This is a genomic window from Pseudonocardia aurantiaca, assembly GCF_039526725.1.
In the GTDB taxonomy this organism is placed as follows: domain Bacteria; phylum Actinomycetota; class Actinomycetes; order Mycobacteriales; family Pseudonocardiaceae; genus Pseudonocardia; species Pseudonocardia aurantiaca.
In genome coordinates, this window is record NZ_BAAAJG010000011.1 from 58,503 (window position 1) to 75,520 (window position 17,018).

Consider the following 17,018-nt stretch of genomic DNA (forward strand, 5'->3'; position numbering starts at 1 on the left):
CGTGAGACTCGATCGCGTTTCATGAGGCGCTGCTGGACTACCTGTACGTCCTCACGGCACGCTTCAACGCCATGAAGGCGCGGCGAGCGACCTGACGGTCGCGCTGCGGGACTACTTCGGCGGGGCGCGGTACCGGTGACCGGGTCTGGCAGGTGTCAGCGTCGTAGCACGAGGCGAACGTCGAACTCCGCTGCGCGAGGCAGCAGAAGGGCATCACGACCATCAACACCATCGCGCACGGACCGGTACTGCACAGCGGGGCGACCAGCGAGAACGCGGCCGGGCGACACCCGCCGATACCGGTGATCCGCGTTCACACCGAAGAGGTCACTGGTTCGATCCCAGTATCGCCCACGCCGAACGGCCTGGTCAGGAGCCCTAACGGAGCTCAGGACCGGGCCGTTCTGCTGTTCGGGGCCGGGGTGAGTGACTAACTGAGTGACTACCGGGTGCGGTGGGGAAGACGCGGTCCATGGCGGTCGCGCCTTCGTCGATCACGGGTCGCAGTTGCTTGCGGTAGATCTCCTCGGTGACCGATGAGCCGCCGGCGTGGCCGACGAGCCGGGAGATGACCTCGATGGGCACGCGGGCGTCGGAGAGCACGGACACGAAGCTGTGCCGGAGCTCGCGGGGTGTCCAGTCCGTGGCGTTGAGTCCGGCGGCTGCGGCGATGCGCCGGAAGCCGCGCCTGACGTTCGCCGAGTCCAGGGGAGTGCCGGCTTCGGAGGCGAAGACCAGGTCGTGGTCGGCCCACCGGTCTCCGGCGAGCTTGCGCTGTGCGGCTTGCCGGGTCCGGTGTCCGTGTAGCGCGTCGATGCAGCGTTGTGGCAGGGCGAGGGTCCGGCGGGATGTGCGGGTCTTGGTGTCGCCACCGGCGCGAACCGACCGCCAGACCATCATGTGGGGCAGGATCGGTGGCGTTGTGTGTGGATCGCCCCGGAGATCGATGTGGCTCCAGGTCAGGGCGCGCAACTCCTCGGTCCTGGCGCCGGTCAGCAGCGACAGCAGCACGTAGGTGCCCATCGTGGAGCCGTCGCAGTGCTCCAGGAGCGCTTCTGCCTGGGGCAGGGTCAGCGACTTCGAGGGGCGGCCGACTTGCCCGGTCGGGGTGTCGCAGAGCAGTACGACATTGCGTTTGACCTTGTCCCGGGCCTGGGCGCGCTTGATCGCCCGGCTGAGAATCGACTTGATGTCCTGCAACGTCCGGGTGCTGAGCGTCCTGGACTTCTCCTGTAGCCACCGGTCGACGTCCTCGGCCGAGAGTTCCCGCAGCTTCCGCGCGCCCAGTGCGGGGATGACGTGGTGGGTGGCGAGGCTGCGTCGGGTTGCGACGGTGTTGGGGTCTCGTGAGCTGAGGCCGAAGTCGAGCCAGTCGTTGACCGCGTCGGCGACGGTGTAGCCGTGTTGCGCGGCGGCGAGGCCGTCCTCGTAGTCACGCACAATTTCTCTGAGCTTGTTCTTTGCTTCGGTTTTGGTGCGACCGCTTCCTCGGCGAACGATTCGTTTGCCGGCCGGGGTGTAGCCGACGGTGAGGCTGGCGATCCAGCGCTCTCGCGCTTCGTCCCAGTGAAGGCCGCCGTCGCCGCGACTACGACGCGCCGGCATTATCGTGTCCTGATTCGCTGTACAGCAGAGCGACGTAATCGGCGATCGCGTCTGCGGGGATGAGGCGGGTCCGGCCCTGCACGACGGAGCGGAGCCGGCCGCTGCGGATCTGTTCGTAGATGACGGTGCGGCTGAGCGAGAGCATCTGTGTGGCTTCCGCGATCCGATACAGCCGCCTCGTGCTTGCGGGTGCGTCGGCCGGGGTGGCCTTCTGGGCTGTCCTGCCTTGGCGTGATGTCACACGAAAACGGTTGTAACGCGCGTGGTTCGAACCGTGGTCATGGGCGGCCGAAGTCTCCCAGCGAGCGTTGCCGTGCCGTGATCAAGCAGCGTGCATTCACGCCCCGGTCGCGACTCGAGCCAGTGGACCGCGGCGGCTTGAGCGTCCTCGTTGCTGTCCTGTGAGCACGCGGTGACCGGGCCGACGTCCGTCTGCCGATCCGTGACCACGCCGTGAACTACGTGTGGTCGATCTGCTTTCCCGATCCCGCGCGGAAGGGCAACCACGGCGCCCCTAACCTCGGTCCGCATGCGGCCGGGAAGGAGTCGATTCGCCAGTGCGGAAGCAAGCTGTGTCACGTGTGCTGTGCCGGGTCCGTTCGAGCACCGCCTCGACGCAGCCGGAACGGTTCGAGAGTGATCTTCCTTCAGGTGGGCGCCGCGGGAGAGCGTTCCTCGGACGTCGCCTACGTCGCCCGGGCGTGTGCTGTGGTCAAACTGTTGCCCTGCCGGGAGCAAGATATGCCGGAAGATATACATCCGGCCGCGGAGCCGGAACGAGGGCGTTCCGGTACGCCTGCTTTGGCCGAGGCCTCGCCCACTCTCTCGCCGGTCCTCGGCCGCTGCCGAGCCGTCTCGGCTGCTGCTTCGTGAATCGGCTACCGCCGCGTCTGCAGTCGCTGCCACACTCCTACTCCGTGTCGTGTGAGCCGGACCCGATCCCGCCGCCGCAACGCGTGAAGCGTGGCGGCACGATTCGCTGGGCCGTCGGTGACCGCAACGGGTTGCGCTCGCAGTCGTGGATGGTCGTCGGTGGGACGACAGAGCCGGATGTTTACCTCGGTCACGCGCGCCGACATGGCGTACATCAAGTTGTCGCTGCACCGCAGCGGGCGCTGGCGAATGGCCTGGACGTCCGAGGGCGCCGCCGCGGTTGGGTTGTCCGCCGGTGCCGACCGGGTGCTCACGCGGTGGGAACGACCCGACGATGTGCGGCCGGGCTGGTGCCATGCGGTCACGGTGATCATTGGGTGCGACAGCCTCGGGATTCTGCGACCGGAGAAGCGACTCGGTCGTTTTGCGTTGTTTCCGCCGTACAACCCTGGCGAGGCGATGTGGTTCCGCGTTCTGCTCGGCTCTCCGGGACTCGAATTGGCGGTGCGCGGTGCGATCGATGTCGGGACGATCGAGTTGCCCGGCGGTGCCATGGTCGGTGTGTGCGCGCGGCCGAGCCCGTTGCCCTCGAAGACGGCCACGGCTCTCAGCGACATGCGAGCGCACATGCTGCGCGCCGTGACGGCGGCAGGTGCGCGGGGCAACCAGGGCTTCGGGTGGGGCCACCTCGACGACGGGGCGGTGGGGTTGCTTGATTCAGGGCGGCTGGAAACCGAGGGGTTTGGTCCTGCGGGCGGTTCCAACGCGCGTCCGTCCGGTTGACCTACGTGTGTTCGTCACGCCGGAGTACAACCACTCCGTGCCCGCGGCGCTGAAGAACGCGATCGACTACCTGTTCGCGGAGTGGAACGACAAGGCGGCGGGCTTCGTGAGCTACGGGGTGCACGGCGGTACCCGCTCGGTGGAGCACCTGCGGCTGGCGCTCGGCGAGGTGAAGGTGGCCGACGTGCGCACCCAGGTGGCGCTGTCGCTGTTCACCGACTTCGAGATCACCGACCCCACCGAGCAGGGTGTCTTCCGGCCGGGCCCGCACCAGGAGGAGACGCTGGGCGAGCTGCTCGACGAGGTGGTCGCGTGGTCCCGGGCCCTCGCCCCGCTGCGCTCCGCCCGCCCCACCGAGGCCGTCACGGTCTGAGCGGGGCCGTCGGGATGCGACGGATGCTCGGGTAACAGGACGTGCAGAGGCCACGTCCGGGGCGCAGCAGCGCCCTGGACGTGGCCTTTCTGCTGGGCGCCCCCGGGTTGGCGGGCTCGTCCGGACCCGTCGAAGACGGCAGCCCCGGGCTCGGGCGGCGGTGCCGGCATGCCACACCCACCGGCGACGTGACGAGGCGCCGCCAGTTCCGTCCGTGAAGCCACCCTGCACGGTTCTCGTAGCGCGGCGGCGTTGTTCACGGGGAGCGCACCGGCCGAAACTTGTGGTGCCTCGATCGGACCGGGAAGGAGGCCGCAATGCCGCACGCCACCGCGCACACCCCCGCGCACACCCCCGCGCACGACGTGTGTACCGGCCGTCCCGCGCCGAGGTGTGAGCTCTCCGGCTGCTGTCGGGCCTGACCCCGCTCGCTCCAGGGCAGCGCCGCTCTTCCCCGGTTCCCCCTCCTCCCCGGCCCGTCGTGCCTCCCGTTCGCCAGTGGCGGCCGGGGCGTTCGCGCGCCCTCCCGACGCAAAGGTGGACGACGATGGCGAGGTACCTCACCGCCAAGGTGGGCCGGGCGCTGTTCGTCGTGTGGGCCTCGTTCACGCTCACGTTCGCACTGCTCTTCGTGCTGCCGGCCGATCCGGTGGACCTGCTGTTCGACCCGGCGGAGCGCAACTCGATCACCCCGGAGATCCGCGCGCAGGTGTCGGCGCTCTACGGGTTCGACCAGCCGGTGCTCGTGCAGTACCTGCTGCGCCTGGGCGCCGCCCTGACGGGTGACTTCGGCACCTCCGTGCAGTCCGGCCGTCCGGTCGTCGCATCGATCCTCGACGTGCTCCCCGGCACGCTGCTCCTCGCGGTCGGCTCGCTCGCGCTCGCCGTCGTGGCCGCGTTCGCCATCGCGCTCGTGGCGACCTACACCCGGCACCGGTGGCTGCGCGACCTCGTGGAGGCGCTGCCGCCGGCCGCGGTGTCCGTGCCGGTGTTCCTGCTGGGGATCCTGTTCATCCAGGTCTTCTCGTTCACCCTGGGCTGGTTCCCGTCGTTCGGGGAGGTCGGCGCGGCCAGCATCGTGCTCCCGCTCGTCACGCTGGCGATCCCGGTGTCGGGGCCCATCGCGCAGCTGCTCGTGCGGAGCTTCACCGACGAGTTCGCCTCCCCGTACGTGGTCACGTCGGCGGCCAAGGGCGCCACCCGCGGCTGGATCGTCGTGCGCGACGTCTTCCGCAACGCCTCGCTGCCCGCGCTCACGATCGCCGGGATCACGTTCGGCAACCTCGTCGCGGGCGCCGTGATCGTCGAGACGATCTTCTCGCGGGCCGGGATCGGGCGGCTCACCCAGACCGCCATCAACACCCTCGACGTGCCGCTCGTGCAGGGCATCGTCGTGTTCGTCTCGGCGTCGTTCGCGCTGATCAACCTGGTCGTCGACCTGGTCTACCCGCTGCTCGACCCCCGGCTGCGCGCGGAGCTGCGCGCGGGCGCCACCGCGCCCGTCCCGGCCCGGACCGAACGGAGCCCCTCGTGACGATCGGCACCGCCCCGCCCCCCGACGTGACCGTTCCCGTCGCCGCCCCACCGGAGCCGCGCCGCCGTCCCGCCGTCCCGCCGCCGGGGCTCGTGCTGTCGTGGCTGCTGGTGCTGCTGGTGGTGGCGTGGGCGGTGTTCCCCGGGCTGTTCACCGCCCACGGCCCGTACGCCGGCGACCCCGCGCTCAGCTTCGCCCCGCCGAGCTGGGAGCACCCCTTCGGCGCCGACCAGCTCGGCCGCGACCTGTTCTCCCGCGCGGTGCACGGGGCCGGCACGACGCTGACGGCGACGCTGGTGGCGGTGCTGGTCGCGTTCGGCGCCGGCACCGTGATCGGCCTGGCCGCCGGGTACGCCGGCGGTGCCCTCGACACCACGGTCATGCGGGTCGTCGACGTGCTCCTGTCGATCCCGAGCCTGCTGCTGGCGATGGTCATCGTCTCGGTGCTCGGCTACTCGACCTACAACGTGGCGCTCGCCGTCGGCATCGCGTCGATCGCCTCGTTCGCGCGGGTCATGCGCGCGGAGACGATCCGCGTGACCCACACCGACTACGTGGAGGCCGCGCACGGGCTCGGGGTGAGCCGGTGGGGCGTCGTCGCCGGGCACGTGCTGCCCAACGCGCTCGGCCCGGTGCTGGCGCTGGCCGCGCTGGAGTTCGGCACGGCGGTGATCGCCGTGGCCAGCCTGGGGTTCCTCGGGTACGGCGCCCCGCCGCCGGAGCCGGAGTGGGGCCTGCTCGTCGCCGAGGGCCGCGACTTCGTGGCGCTCTACCCGTGGATCTCCCTGCTCCCGGGCACCGTGCTGGCGCTCGTCGTCATCGCGACCCACCGCATCAGCACGTCGCTGCGCCCGAACCGCTGAGAACGAGGACCCATGAGCACACCTGCCGCTGCGCCGCTGCTCCGGGTGGACGGGCTCACCGTCACCTACACGACCGGACGGCACCGCACCGCGACCGCCGTGCAGGAGGCGGGTGTCACCGTCGAGGCCGGGGAGTTCGTGACGGTCGTGGGGGAGTCGGGGTCGGGCAAGACCACCCTGATCCACGGCGCGCTCGGCCTGCTGCCGGCGAACGCCCGGATCACGGCGGGCACGATCGCGTTCTCGGGTGTGGACGTGACCCGCTGGAGCGAGAAGCGCCTGGCCGGGGTGCGCGGCAACTACGTCGGTTACGTCCCGCAGGACCCCGGCACCTCGCTGAACCCGGTGAAACGGGTCGGCGTCCAGGTGTTCGAGGCCGTGCAGCTCAACACCCCGCCGAGCGCGCGGCTCTCCCGCACCGAACAGGCCGGGCGGGCGCGGGAGAGCCTGCGCCGCGCCGGGCTCACCGACGTCGACCGCGTGTACGACCAGTACCCGCACGAGCTGTCGGGCGGGATGAAGCAGCGTGTGCTCATCGCGATCGCGCTGGCCGGGGAGCCCAAGCTGCTCGTAGCCGACGAGCCCACGAGCGCGCTCGACGTGACCGTGCAGAAGGTGATCCTCGACCACCTCGCCGGCCTGCGCCGCGAGCTCGGCCTGGGCATCCTGCTCGTGACGCACGACCTCGGCATCGCCGTCGACCGCTCCGACCGGGTTGTGGTGATGGAGCAGGGACGGGTCGCCGAGCAGGGGCCGGTCGAGCGGATCGTGCGGCGCCCGCGCTCGGCGTACACCGCCCGGCTGCTGGCCGCGGCGCCCGCCCGGCACGTGGGACGGCTGCTCCCCGCGGACGTGGGGGCGAACCCAGGGGCCGTCCCGGAGGTGCCGGACGGCACCGCGGTGGAGGTCCGGGGCGTCACCAAGACCTACCGGGTCGGGCACGGCGAGCGGCGCGCGGAGCTGCGGGCGCTCGACGGCGTCGACCTCACCGTCCGTCGCGGCCGCACCCACGCGATCGTGGGGGAGTCGGGGGCGGGCAAGTCCACGCTCGCGCGCATCCTCGTGGGCACCGTGCGCCCCGACGGCGGTGAGGTGCGGCTGCACGGGCGGGACCTGCTCGCGCTCTCGGCGAAGCAGTGGCGGGAGCTGCGTCGCGACCTGCAGTTCGTGTACCAGAACCCGTACAGCTCGCTCGATCCGCGGTTCACCGTGCGCAGGCTGGTCGGCGAGCCGCTGCGGGCGTTCGGCGCCGGACGCCGGGAGCGGGCCGACCGGGTCGGCGAGATCCTCGCCCGGGTCGGGCTGGGTCGTGAGTTCCTCGACCGCACCCCGGCCCGGCTCTCGGGCGGGCAGCGGCAGCGCGTCGCCATCGCCCGCGCCCTCGCGCTGGAGCCGGAGGTCCTCGTGCTCGACGAGGCCGTGTCGGCCCTCGACGTCTCGGTGCAGGCCCAGATCCTGCAGCTGCTCGTGGACCTGCAGGCCCGGCTCGGCCTGACCTACGTCTTCATCACCCACGACCTCGGTGTGGTCCGGCTGGTCGCCGACGACGTCACCGTCATGCGAGCGGGCGCGGTCGTGGAGAGCGGGCCCGTGCAGCGGGTCTTCGCCGAGCCCGCCCACGACTACACGCGCCGCCTGCTCGCCGCCGTCCCCGGCGAGCGCATCGGGCAGGAGGTCGCGTGACCGAGACCGACCCCGTAGCTGCAGGAGGACAACCATGAGCGCACCGACGACCCACATCGAGGGCGAGGCGAGACCGCGCAGGCGGTGGCCGTGGATCACCGCGGCCGCGGTGGTGGTGGTCGCCGTGGCCGCCACCGTCGTCGCCGTGACCAGCACGGCGCGCCCGCAGGCGGACCCGGCCGCCGTCGCCGGCGGTGCGCCCGTGCGCGGCGGCACGCTCCAGTTCGCCATGATCGACTTCCAGCGCAGCCCGGACGTGCACGCCGGGAGCAACTACGCCGAGTCGATCATCGGCAACAACGTGACCGACAAGCTGACCTGGCAGGACCCGGAGACCGGCGAGATCACGCCGTGGCTCGCCACCTCGTGGGAATTCAACGACGCCCTCACCGAGTTCACCTTCCACCTGCGCCAGGACGTGACGTTCAGCGACGGCACGCCGTTCGACGCCGCGGCGGTGAAGGCCAACTTCGACCAGTACGCCCGCGGTGACGAGCGGCTCGGCATCAAGCCCAACGGCGCGGTCTACCTGCCGGGGTACGTCGAGACGGCCACCCCGCAGCCGTACACCGCCGTCGTGCGGTTCTCCCGGCCGGTGGCGAGCTTCCTGCAGGCGTCGTCGTTCACGGCGAACAACCAGCCGGGGTTCCTCTCGCTCTCGACGCTCGCCCGGAGCGCGGAGGAGCGCACCGACCCGCGCAACGTGATCGGGACCGGGCCGTTCGTGTACGAGTCGTGGCAGTCGCAGGTCTCGACGGTGCTGGTGCGGCGGCAGGGCTACCACTGGGCGCCGCCCGCGCTGAACCACGAGGGCGAGGCGTACCTCGACCGGATCGTCTTCAACGTCGTGCCCGAGGGCAGCGTCCGCACGGGCTCGCTGACGTCCGGGACGGTCGACGCGATCCTCGACGTGCAGCCCACCGACGAGGCCCCGCTGGCCGCGCAGGGTTACCCGGTCGTCTCCGGCCAGGTGGGGGGCGCGGACATTCGCTTCGACTTCAACCTCTCGCTCGCCCCGACCAACGACATCGCCGTGCGGAAGGCGATCCAGCTGGGCTGGAACCGGCGTGCGATCGAGCAGACCGTGCTGTCGGACTCCTACCGGATCTCGACGTCGGTGCTCGCGGACAACGTCGAGGGCTACGTCGACCACAGCGCCACCGCGCTGCGGTTCGACCAGGCCGAGGCCCGGCGCCTCCTCGACGCGGCCGGCTGGGTCCCCGGCCCCGACGGCATCCGGGTCAGGGACGGCGTGCCGCTCGTGGTGAAGCTGCTGGGGATCAACAACCTGGTCGTCAACAAGCCGGCCTACGAGTCGATCCAGCAGGACCTGCGCGGCGTCGGCATCGACCTGCAGCTCACGGTCGTGCCGATCCCGGACTCGACGGCGCTGCGCGCCAACGCGCTCACCGACTGGAACATCGTCGCGGGCAACCGCAGCCGCAACGACGCCTCGGTGCTGAACCTGACCTACAACCCGGCGCTGGACAACACGGCCTTCCTGCCCGCCGACCTCCCCGGCCGGGACCGGCTGGTGGAGGGCCTCTCGCGGCTGGAGACGACGCTCGACCCCCAGCAGCGCCGGGAGTACGCGAAGGCGGCGCAGGACCTGGTGCTCGACGAGTTCGCGCTGACCAACCCGGTCTACACGCCGTCGCAGGTGATCGCGCACGCGCCGACCGTGCACGGGATCGTGTTCGACGCCCAGGCCCGCAACCACTTCGTGAACACCTGGAAGAGCCCGGTGTAGGGACCGGTGGATCGCAGCAAGGCCACCTTCATGCCACGACACGGCGTGAAGGTGGCCTTGCTGCAATCCGGGGAGGAGATCGGGGCCGTCCGTCCCGAACGCTCCTGCGGTTCCTGGGTGCGCAGCAGGCCGCGCCGGACGCAAGAGCCGAGCTGGCGCTGCACGCGCAAGGCGCCGTCGAGGCGTTCCTGGCCGCCGGACGATGAGGGCTCAGCCCGGCTCAGCCCGGCACGTTCACCTGGTCGCCGGCTCGCACAGCAGGGGCAGCAGCTGGTTTCCGATGCGGGCCACCTCCTGCTGGTAGGGCGTGTCGGAGAGGACGAAGTGCGTGATGCCCAGGTCGGCGTAGCGCTCCAGGGCCGCGGCGACGTCCGCGGCCGAACCGACGAGCCAGGTGGTGGCCGCGCCGCCGCCGCCGTACCTGCCGGGTGCTGTGTAGAGGCAGGAGTCGAGCACCTCGCCTTGCGCGGCGAGGTCGAGCAGGCGTTGCTGCCCGGTGGAGCCGTTGTGGTTGCCGCGCAGCGGCTCGTGCTGCCCGGCCATCTGCGCCACCTTGGCCTCGGCGTCGCGCCAGGCCTCCTCCGTGGTGTCCCGGACGACGGTGGTGATCCGCAGCCCGAACTCCAGCGGATCGTGCTCGCGGCCGAGCCGCTCGGCGAGGTCGCGAAGACGGGAGATCCGCGCGGCGACGCCGTCGAGCGGCTCGCCCCAGAACAGCTGGACGTCGGCCTCGGTCGCGGAGACCTCCTCGGCGGCGCTCGACGCGCCCCCGAAGTACAGCCGGGGGTGCCGCCCGCCGGTCGGTCGCGGCGCCACCGTCGAGTTCTCCACCCGGAAGAACTCGCCCTTGAACGTCACGTCCTCCTCGTGCCAGAGCCGCCGCACGACCTGGAGGAACTCGCGGGTGCGGTCGTAGCGGCGGGCGTAGTCGAACTCCCCGTCGCCGTAGGCGGACAGGTTGTCCCGGCCGGTGACGACGTTGACGTAGAGGCGGCCGCCGGAGAGCCGGTCCAGGGTGGCCGCGGCGCTGGCGAAGTGGGCGGGTTGCCAGTAGCCCGGCCGGACCGCCACCAGCGGGACGAACGACGTGGTGCGGGCGGCGATGGCGGTGGCGACGGTGAAGGTGTCGGGACGGCCCCAGCCGGTGCCGATGAGGGCACCGCCCCAGCCGTGTTCCTCGGCCGTCCTCGCGAGTCCGACGGAGTAGTCGAGGCTGCCCCAGCCGTCGACCGTGTCGTCGCCGCGGTGGCCCGGCTCGACGGTGTTGGGGATGTACCAGAGGAACTCGCGACTCATACGGCAACTCCGTTCGCGACGTGTGGCTGGTGCGGGAAGGGGAGGCCGAACCGGCCACGGAGGGTCGGCGCGGCGTACTCCTTCTGGAAGAGTCCACGATCCTGCAGGATCGGCACCACGAGCGTGGCGAAGTTCTCCAGGTCCACGCCGGTCTCGGCGGGCATCACGGTGAAGCCGTCGGCGGTGCCGGCCTCGGACCACGCCTGCAGGTCGTCGGCGACCTGTTCGGCCCGACGAGCAGCAACCCGGTCATCGCGGCTCTCCCGTCGCAGCGCCCGAGTTGTCCTCCACCGTGAGGAACACCGGTGCGTTGCCGTGAGCACGAAGTCGCCGAGCTGCCGCTCCCGGTAGGTCGCCGGGTTGTGCGAGGCCAGCGTGCGGGCGTTGCGCCAGTGCCGGTCGAGCTGGAAGCGGTGGTCCAGCGCGGACGACCCGCCCACCTCGAAGATCGCGTGGTTGTAGTACTTCGTGCCGTTGAGCACCAGCCGGTCGCCGACCTGCCGCAAGGTCGTCGCGGGTTGCTGGAACTTCCCGTCCCGCTCGCTGACCGCGGTGCCGAGTACGGCGCCGCCGGTGATCCGCCGCAGCCAGTCCCGGCCTCGTTCGATGTCGCGCTCTCGGCGCCGCTCTTCGAGGAACCGGAAGTGGATGCGCAGCGCGTGCGGCAGGTTCGACTCGGCGGCGGCCAGGTCCACGATCAGCGCGAACAGCTGTCGCAGATCGACCCCGTCCCCGCCGAGCTCGCGCGGCACCCGGATCGCCGTGAAACCGGCGTCCCGGAGCCAGCCCGCCTCCTCGATGGCCAGGCGCCGGTTCTGCTCCCGCTCGACAGCTCCTGCGGCGATGCGCTCGAAGAGCGGGCCGAACCTCGCGCGGAGCTGCGCGTCGGTCGGCCCTGTGGTCGGCCCTGTGGTCGGCTCCGTGGTCTCGTCGACGATGCCGGCCGTGGCGGTCACGATGCCTCCAGGGGTCGGGTGCCGTCGGGTCCGGCCGGCGCGAACGTGTTCGGCGGAATCTGCAGGCCGAGGTTCGCGCGCAGGGTCAGGCCCGGGTACTCCGTCCGGTACAGGCCGCGTTTCTGCAGCACCGGCACCACGTGCTCGACGAACGCCGGCAGGTCGTGGTGCAGCACCGGCGGCACGATCGTGAAGCCGTCGACGGCGCCGCGGCGCCACCAGGTCTCGATGTGGTCCGCGATCTGTTCCGGCGTGCCCGCGACGACGCGGTGGCCGCCGAGGAACTGCGCGAGCAGTTCCCGCACCGGCAGCCCGCTCTCGGCGGCGTGAGCGGCGAGGGAGGCGAAGAAGCCCTCCGGGCCGATGCGGCCTGCGGGCAGGCGGAGCTGGTCGGGGCGCAGCGGCGCGTCCGGGTCGATGTCCTCGACGGGAATCCCGAGCCAGGCCGCGAACGCGCGCAGCGGCTCGTCGTCGGGGTGACGGCGGGCCTCCAGGGCGTCGAACCGGCGCCGGGCCTCCTCCTCGGTGCTGCCGACCACCGGCACCAGCCCCGGCACGACCCGGATCGCCGACGGGTCCCGCCCCGCTTCGCCCGCCGCCCGCCGCAGTTCCGCGGTGAAGCGCAGCGCGCCGGGCAGCCCCAGCTGGGAGCCGTAGACGACCTCGGCGTGGGCGGCCGCGAACGCCACCCCCGGCCCGGACGCCCCGGCCTGCACCAGCACCGGCCGCCCCTGTGGTGAGCGGACGACGTTGAGGGGGCCGCGGACGGCGAAGAACTCGCCGCGGTGGCCGGGCGCGTGCACCTTTGCGGCGTCGGCGAACCGGGCGCCCTCCTGGTCACCGAGGAGCGCGCCCTCCTCCCAGGAGTCCCACAGTGCCGTCGTGACCCGCACGAACTCGGCCGCCCGCCGGTACCGCTCGGGACGTTCGGGCAGGTCCTCGACGCCGAAGTTGCGCGCGGCGCCGGGGTGGAACGTCGTCACCGCGTTCCAGCCGGCCCGCCCGCCGCTGGCGTGGTCGAGGGACAGGATCCGCCTGGCCAGGTTGTAGGGGTGGTTGAGCGACGTCGACGCCGTCGGGATCACGCCGATCCGCTCGGTGCCTGCGGCGATGACGGTCGACACCAGCGTCGGCTCCAGCGTGGCCGCCGGGCCGCGCGCGATCCCGGGCTGCTGCACCGGGATGTCGGGCAGCAGCACCGCGTCGAACAGTCCGCGCTCGGCGACCCGGGCCACCCGCACGAAGTGCGCGGGGTCGACGAACCCGGCCGGTTCCGCGCCGGGCTCCCGCCACGCGGCCGGGTGGTAGCCGGCCCCGCCGACGTTCACCAGGAAGTGCAGCGTCCGCGACCCGCTCCCCGCCGCGCTCCCCGACGCGGTGCTCACCGCGCCACCGCCTCGGCCCGCGCGCCGGGCCGCTGCCACTGCGGCTCGTCCAGCCCGAGGTGCCCGCGCAGGGTCGTCGCCGTGTACCCGGTGCGGAAGCGGCCCCGGCGGCGCAGCTCCGGCACCACGTGGTCGACGAACGCGTCGAAGCCCTCCGGGAGGACGTCGGGCATGAGGTTGAACCCGTCGGCCACACCTGCGTCGACCCACTCCAGGATCGTGTCCGCGACCTGCTCAGGGGTGCCCGTCGCGATCCGGTGCCCGGCCCCGCCGCCGAGGCGGAAGAGCAGTTGCCGCACGGTGAGCCGCTCCCGGCGGGCGAGGTCGGTGGCCACCTTGTAGAAGGTCTGCGAGCCGCCCGACGCGTCGGGCTCGGGCAGCAGGCGCCACGGCAGCTCGCGGTCGAGGTCCAGGTCCTCGCGGCCCACGCCGAGCTGCCCGGCGAGCCGGTTCAGCGCGTACTCCGGGGGCACCAGCTCGGCGAGCAGCTTCCGCCGCTCCCGGGCCTCCGCCTCCGTCGCGCCGATCACCGTCGAGAGCCCCGGCAGCACGACGACCTGCTCCGGGTCGCGGCCCAGCAGCGCCGCCCGGCTCTTGACGTCCACGTAGTACTCGCGCGCGTCCGGGATCGTCTGCGCGGCCGTGAAGATCACCTCGCCGACGGCGGCGGCCAGCGCCCGCCCGTCGCTCGACGCGCCGGCCTGCACCACCACCGGCTCGCCCTGCGGGGAGCGCGGCACGTTGAGCGGGCCCGCGACCGACAGGTGCTCGCCGCGGTGCTCGGCGGCGTGGATGCGGTCGGCGTCGGCGAAGACGTGCCGCTCGACGTCGCCGACGAACGCCCCCGGCTCCCAGCTGTTCCACAGCGCCCGCACGACCTGCACGAACTCCGCCGCGCGGCGGTAGCGCGCCGCGTGCTCCACCTCGTCGTCCAGCCCGAAGTTCGCGGCGACGTCGGCGCCCGCGGTCGTCACGACGTTCCAGCCGGCCCGCCCGCCGCTGATCACGTCGAGGGTGGCGAGCCTGCGGGCGACGTCGTAGGGGTCGTTGAACGTGGAGGACAGCGTGCCGATCAGCCCGATGCGGCTGGTCGCGGCGGCGATCGCGGTCAGCACCACGGTCGGTTCGAGGTTGTTGAACGGCCGGTACCGCAGGTCCTCGCGCACGCCCGGCCCGTCGGCCAGGAACACGGCGTCGAACGCGGCCGCCTCGGCCTTGCGCGCGATGTCGACGTAGTGCCCGAGCGTGAAGCTCGCCAGCGGGTCGGTGTCCGGGAAACGCCACGACCCGCCGAAGACGCCCGCGTTGAGGATGTTGACGTTGAGGTGGACCTGCCTGCTCACCGCTGCCCCTCCACGAGTGCGGGCGCGATCCCCACGGACGGGGTGAACTCCGGGGCGGTCCCGTCGAGCAGGTACTCGCCGACGATCCGCTGCTTGTAGATCACCGGGTTGTGCACGGCGATCGTGCGGGCGTTGCGCCAGTGCCGGTCGAGCCCGCGGTCCTCGTCCACCGACGACGCCCCGCCCACCTCGAACAGCTCCGAGGTCGCGCGCAGCACCAGGTCCGGGACGGTGACCTGGGCCCGGTAGACGTCGATCTCGCCCGTGGGGTCCCGGTCGTGCGGCCCCGACCGTTCCAGCGCCGCCGCCGCGGCCAGCACCGTCGCGCGGGCCGCGTGCGCGGCGCTGTCCACCCGTCCGACGACCTGCTGCACGAGCGGGTCGGCCCGCACCAGGTCGGCGTTGCCGTGGCCCCACGTGCGGGTGCGGCGCCGCACATAGTCGGCCACGTCGTCGGCCGCGCGGCGGGCGATCCCGGCCAGCGCGGCGAGCAGCACGAGCTGCGCGAACCCCGCCCGGTAGCCCGCGAGCGTCCCGGCCGCCCCCAACTCGGCGGGGTCGACCTCGACGTCGGTGAACACGGTCGTCCCGCTCGCGGTGAGCCGCTGCCCGATGCCCGTGAAGTCGTCGCGGCGCTCCACGCCGGGCGCGTCGGCCGGGACCAGCACCCCGACCCGCCTGCCGGTGCGGGCGTCCTGTGCGGCGACGGAGAGGTGGTCGGCGAACAGGCTCCCGGTCGTGTAGTACTTCGTGCCGTTGAGCAGCAGCCGCCCGTCCCGCTCCGACAGCGTGGTGGAGGCGATGCCGCGCACGTTCGCGCCGCGCTCGGACGTCGCGTTGCCGACGAGGACGCCCCGGCCGGCGGCGGCGAGCCACCGCTGGGAGCGCTCCGTGCCCGGGTCGGCGAGCAGGCCCTCGACGAACCCGAACTGCGCACGCAGGGCCTGCGGCAGGTTCGACTCCGCGGCACCCAGGTCGATCAGCAGCGCGACGAGCTGGGTCAGGGTCGCGCCCGAGCCGCCCAGCTCGACGGGCACCCGCACGGCGCCGAACCCGGCCGCCCGCAGCCAGCCGATCTCCTCGTGGGGCAGCCGCCGCTGCGACTCCCGCTCCACGGCGTGCTCGGCGATCCGGTCGAACACCGGCCGGAAGCGTTCGGCGAGTTCCTCGTCCGTGGGTGACCGCCCGGGTGCGCGGGGCTCGGCCTGCGTCGTCACGGTTCCTCCTGGTGGTCGGGACGCCGGGCGAGACGGCCGGGCGGTGCCGGGGGTGGGGGTCGTCCCAGTGTTGGGAGGGCCGGGCCCGCGGAACAAGGAGGTCGGGCTTCCGGAACCGCGCAGCCCCGCTTCGCGATGGGCCGTGGACACCCGGGAGGGCGAGACTGTTCGACCGATCCCGTCGATGGGAGGGGTGCTCGCGGAGCCGGGTGCGAGCGGGCCCGTCGGGCGGTCCCGCGGTCCGGCCAGGGGCCCGGTCAGGGGGCCGGGCGGCGGGGGAGCGGGCGGCGGCGGGTGGCCGGGTCGGTGAGGGAGGGCGGCAGGTACCCCTCGTCGGCGGGGCTGATCGTCACGCCGGGCGGGACGATCTGGTCGATGCGGTCGAGCACGTCGTCGGAGAGTCGCACGTCGGCGGCGCCGAGGAGCTGGTCGAGGTGCTCGCGGGTGCGCGGTCCGATGATCACCGACGAGACCGCCGGGTGCTCCAGCACGAACGCGACGGCCAGGTGCGCGACGGTGAGCCCGGCCTCGTCGGCGAGCTTCGCGAGCTGTTCGGCGGCGTCGCGCTTGCGCTGGTTGGCGGCCAGTTCGGGGTCGTGGCGGTGCGGCTGGCGGGCGAGGCGGGTGGACTCGGGCGTGTCGGCGGCACCGGGCCGGTATCGCCCCGACAGCCAGCCGCCGGCCAGCGGGCTCCACGACAGCACACCGAGCCCGTACTCCTGCGCGACCGGGAGCACGGCCCGCTCGGCGCCGCGGGCGAGGATCGAGTAGGGCGGCTGTTCGGTGACCGGGCGGACCAGGCCGCGGCGCTGCGCCACCCATTGGGCCTGCACGAGCTGGTGGGCCTCGAACGTCGTGGTGCCGAAGTAGCGGATCTTGCCCTGGTGCACCAGGTCGGACAGGGCGCCGACGGTCTCCTCCAGGTCGACGTCGGGGTCCGGGCGGTGGACCTGGTAGAGGTCGATGTGGTCGGTGCGCAGCCGGCTGAGGCTCTCCTCGACGGCGCGGGCGATCCAGCGGCGGGAGTTGCCGCGACGGTTGGGGTCCTCGCCGCGGACGCCGTGGAACTTGGTGGCGAGCACGACGTCGTCGCGGCGGCCCGCGAGCGCGCGGCCGACGATCTCCTCGTTCTCGCCCGCGGAGTAGACGTCGGCGGTGTCGACGACGTTGATCCCCGCGTCCAGGGCGGCGTGGATGATCCGTACGGCGTCGTCGTGGTCGCGGTTGGCCCAGGCGCCGAAGTTCATGGCGCCGAGGGTCAGCCTGCTGACCGCGACTCCGGTGCGACCGAGGCGGACGGTGTCGGGCATGGGCTCGCGTGCTCCTTCTCAGGGGGCGGGGGCCCCGCCAGTCTCGG

The 17,018-nt window shown here is 72.6% G+C and carries 14 protein-coding genes; 6 read left to right on the top strand and 8 right to left on the bottom strand.

The annotated features are described in order from the left end of the window. Window positions 1–378 precede the first annotated feature (378 nt). Complete coding sequence (locus tag ABD143_RS18070; protein WP_343979327.1) at window positions 379–1,440, bottom strand: tyrosine-type recombinase/integrase; 1,062 nt, start codon at window positions 1,438–1,440, stop codon at window positions 379–381. A 148-nt stretch (window positions 1,441–1,588) separates the two neighbouring features. After that, window positions 1,589–1,846: a helix-turn-helix domain-containing protein gene (locus ABD143_RS18075; protein WP_343979329.1), complete on the bottom strand. Its 258-nt coding sequence runs from the start codon at window positions 1,844–1,846 to the stop codon at window positions 1,589–1,591. Between the two features lie 809 nt (window positions 1,847–2,655). Between ABD143_RS18075 and ABD143_RS18080 the strand changes: the two genes are divergently transcribed. The 6 genes from ABD143_RS18080 (at window position 2,656) to ABD143_RS18105 (ending at window position 9,464) form a co-directional block, all read left to right on the top strand. Continuing rightward, complete coding sequence (locus ABD143_RS18080; protein WP_343979331.1) at window positions 2,656–3,261, top strand: hypothetical protein; 606 nt, start codon at window positions 2,656–2,658, stop codon at window positions 3,259–3,261. Window positions 3,262–3,268: 7 nt separating this feature from the next. After that, window positions 3,269–3,634 carry an NADPH-dependent FMN reductase gene (locus ABD143_RS18085; RefSeq protein ID WP_343979334.1) on the top strand — a complete coding sequence of 122 codons (366 nt, stop codon included), beginning with the start codon at window positions 3,269–3,271 and terminating at the stop codon, window positions 3,632–3,634. 547 nt (window positions 3,635–4,181) lie between these two features. Then, window positions 4,182–5,168 (top strand): ABC transporter permease, encoded by a 987-nt coding sequence (locus ABD143_RS18090; protein ID WP_343979337.1) that lies wholly within the window; start codon window positions 4,182–4,184, stop codon window positions 5,166–5,168. Further along, window positions 5,165–6,031, top strand: coding sequence for an ABC transporter permease (locus ABD143_RS18095; RefSeq protein WP_343979341.1), 867 nt, complete (start codon window positions 5,165–5,167; stop codon window positions 6,029–6,031). The genes ABD143_RS18090 and ABD143_RS18095 overlap by 4 nt, the downstream gene beginning before the upstream one ends. 12 nt (window positions 6,032–6,043) lie before the next feature. Continuing rightward, window positions 6,044–7,714, top strand: coding sequence for a dipeptide ABC transporter ATP-binding protein (locus ABD143_RS18100; RefSeq protein ID WP_343979344.1), 1,671 nt, complete (start codon window positions 6,044–6,046; stop codon window positions 7,712–7,714). A 34-nt stretch (window positions 7,715–7,748) separates the two neighbouring features. Continuing rightward, a complete protein-coding gene (locus ABD143_RS18105; protein ID WP_343979347.1) occupies window positions 7,749–9,464 on the top strand; it encodes an ABC transporter substrate-binding protein in 1,716 nt (571 codons plus the stop codon). Window positions 9,465–9,698: 234 nt separating this feature from the next. On the opposite strand, the gene ABD143_RS18110 is transcribed toward ABD143_RS18105, so the two are convergent. The 6 genes from ABD143_RS18110 to ABD143_RS18135 all read right to left on the bottom strand — a co-directional run bounded on the left by ABD143_RS18110 (window position 9,699) and on the right by ABD143_RS18135 (window position 16,971). Next, window positions 9,699–10,760 (bottom strand): LLM class flavin-dependent oxidoreductase, encoded by a 1,062-nt coding sequence (locus ABD143_RS18110; protein WP_343979349.1) that lies wholly within the window; start codon window positions 10,758–10,760, stop codon window positions 9,699–9,701. Next, window positions 10,757–11,716, bottom strand: a complete 960-nt coding sequence (locus ABD143_RS18115) for an acyl-CoA dehydrogenase family protein (protein WP_343979352.1) — start codon at window positions 11,714–11,716, stop codon at window positions 10,757–10,759. Before ABD143_RS18115 ends, ABD143_RS18110 begins: the two co-directional genes overlap by 4 nt. Further along, complete coding sequence (locus ABD143_RS18120; protein ID WP_343979355.1) at window positions 11,713–13,101, bottom strand: NtaA/DmoA family FMN-dependent monooxygenase; 1,389 nt, start codon at window positions 13,099–13,101, stop codon at window positions 11,713–11,715. The genes ABD143_RS18115 and ABD143_RS18120 overlap by 4 nt, the downstream gene beginning before the upstream one ends. Continuing rightward, complete coding sequence (locus ABD143_RS18125; protein ID WP_343979359.1) at window positions 13,098–14,444, bottom strand: LLM class flavin-dependent oxidoreductase; 1,347 nt, start codon at window positions 14,442–14,444, stop codon at window positions 13,098–13,100. Before ABD143_RS18125 ends, ABD143_RS18120 begins: the two co-directional genes overlap by 4 nt. Beyond that, window positions 14,441–15,661, bottom strand: a complete 1,221-nt coding sequence (locus ABD143_RS18130; RefSeq protein ID WP_343979362.1) for an acyl-CoA dehydrogenase family protein — start codon at window positions 15,659–15,661, stop codon at window positions 14,441–14,443. Before ABD143_RS18130 ends, ABD143_RS18125 begins: the two co-directional genes overlap by 4 nt. Before the next feature lie 257 nt (window positions 15,662–15,918). Then, window positions 15,919–16,971 (bottom strand): aldo/keto reductase, encoded by a 1,053-nt coding sequence (locus tag ABD143_RS18135; protein ID WP_343979365.1) that lies wholly within the window; start codon window positions 16,969–16,971, stop codon window positions 15,919–15,921. Window positions 16,972–17,018 lie beyond the last annotated feature (47 nt).

Bases quoted from the DNA above. Each gene is read 5' to 3' on its own strand.
- ABD143_RS18080 (WP_343979331.1), top strand. From the start codon at position 2,656: ATGTTTACCTCGGTCACGCGCGCCGACATGGCGTACATCAAGTTGTCG.
- ABD143_RS18090 (WP_343979337.1), top strand. From the start codon at position 4,182: ATGGCGAGGTACCTCACCGCCAAGGTGGGCCGGGCGCTGTTCGTCGTG.
- ABD143_RS18100 (WP_343979344.1), top strand. From the start codon at position 6,044: ATGAGCACACCTGCCGCTGCGCCGCTGCTCCGGGTGGACGGGCTCACC.
- ABD143_RS18105 (WP_343979347.1), top strand. From the start codon at position 7,749: ATGAGCGCACCGACGACCCACATCGAGGGCGAGGCGAGACCGCGCAGG.
- ABD143_RS18110 (WP_343979349.1), bottom strand. From the start codon at position 10,760: ATGAGTCGCGAGTTCCTCTGGTACATCCCCAACACCGTCGAGCCGGGC.
- ABD143_RS18135 (WP_343979365.1), bottom strand. From the start codon at position 16,971: ATGCCCGACACCGTCCGCCTCGGTCGCACCGGAGTCGCGGTCAGCAGG.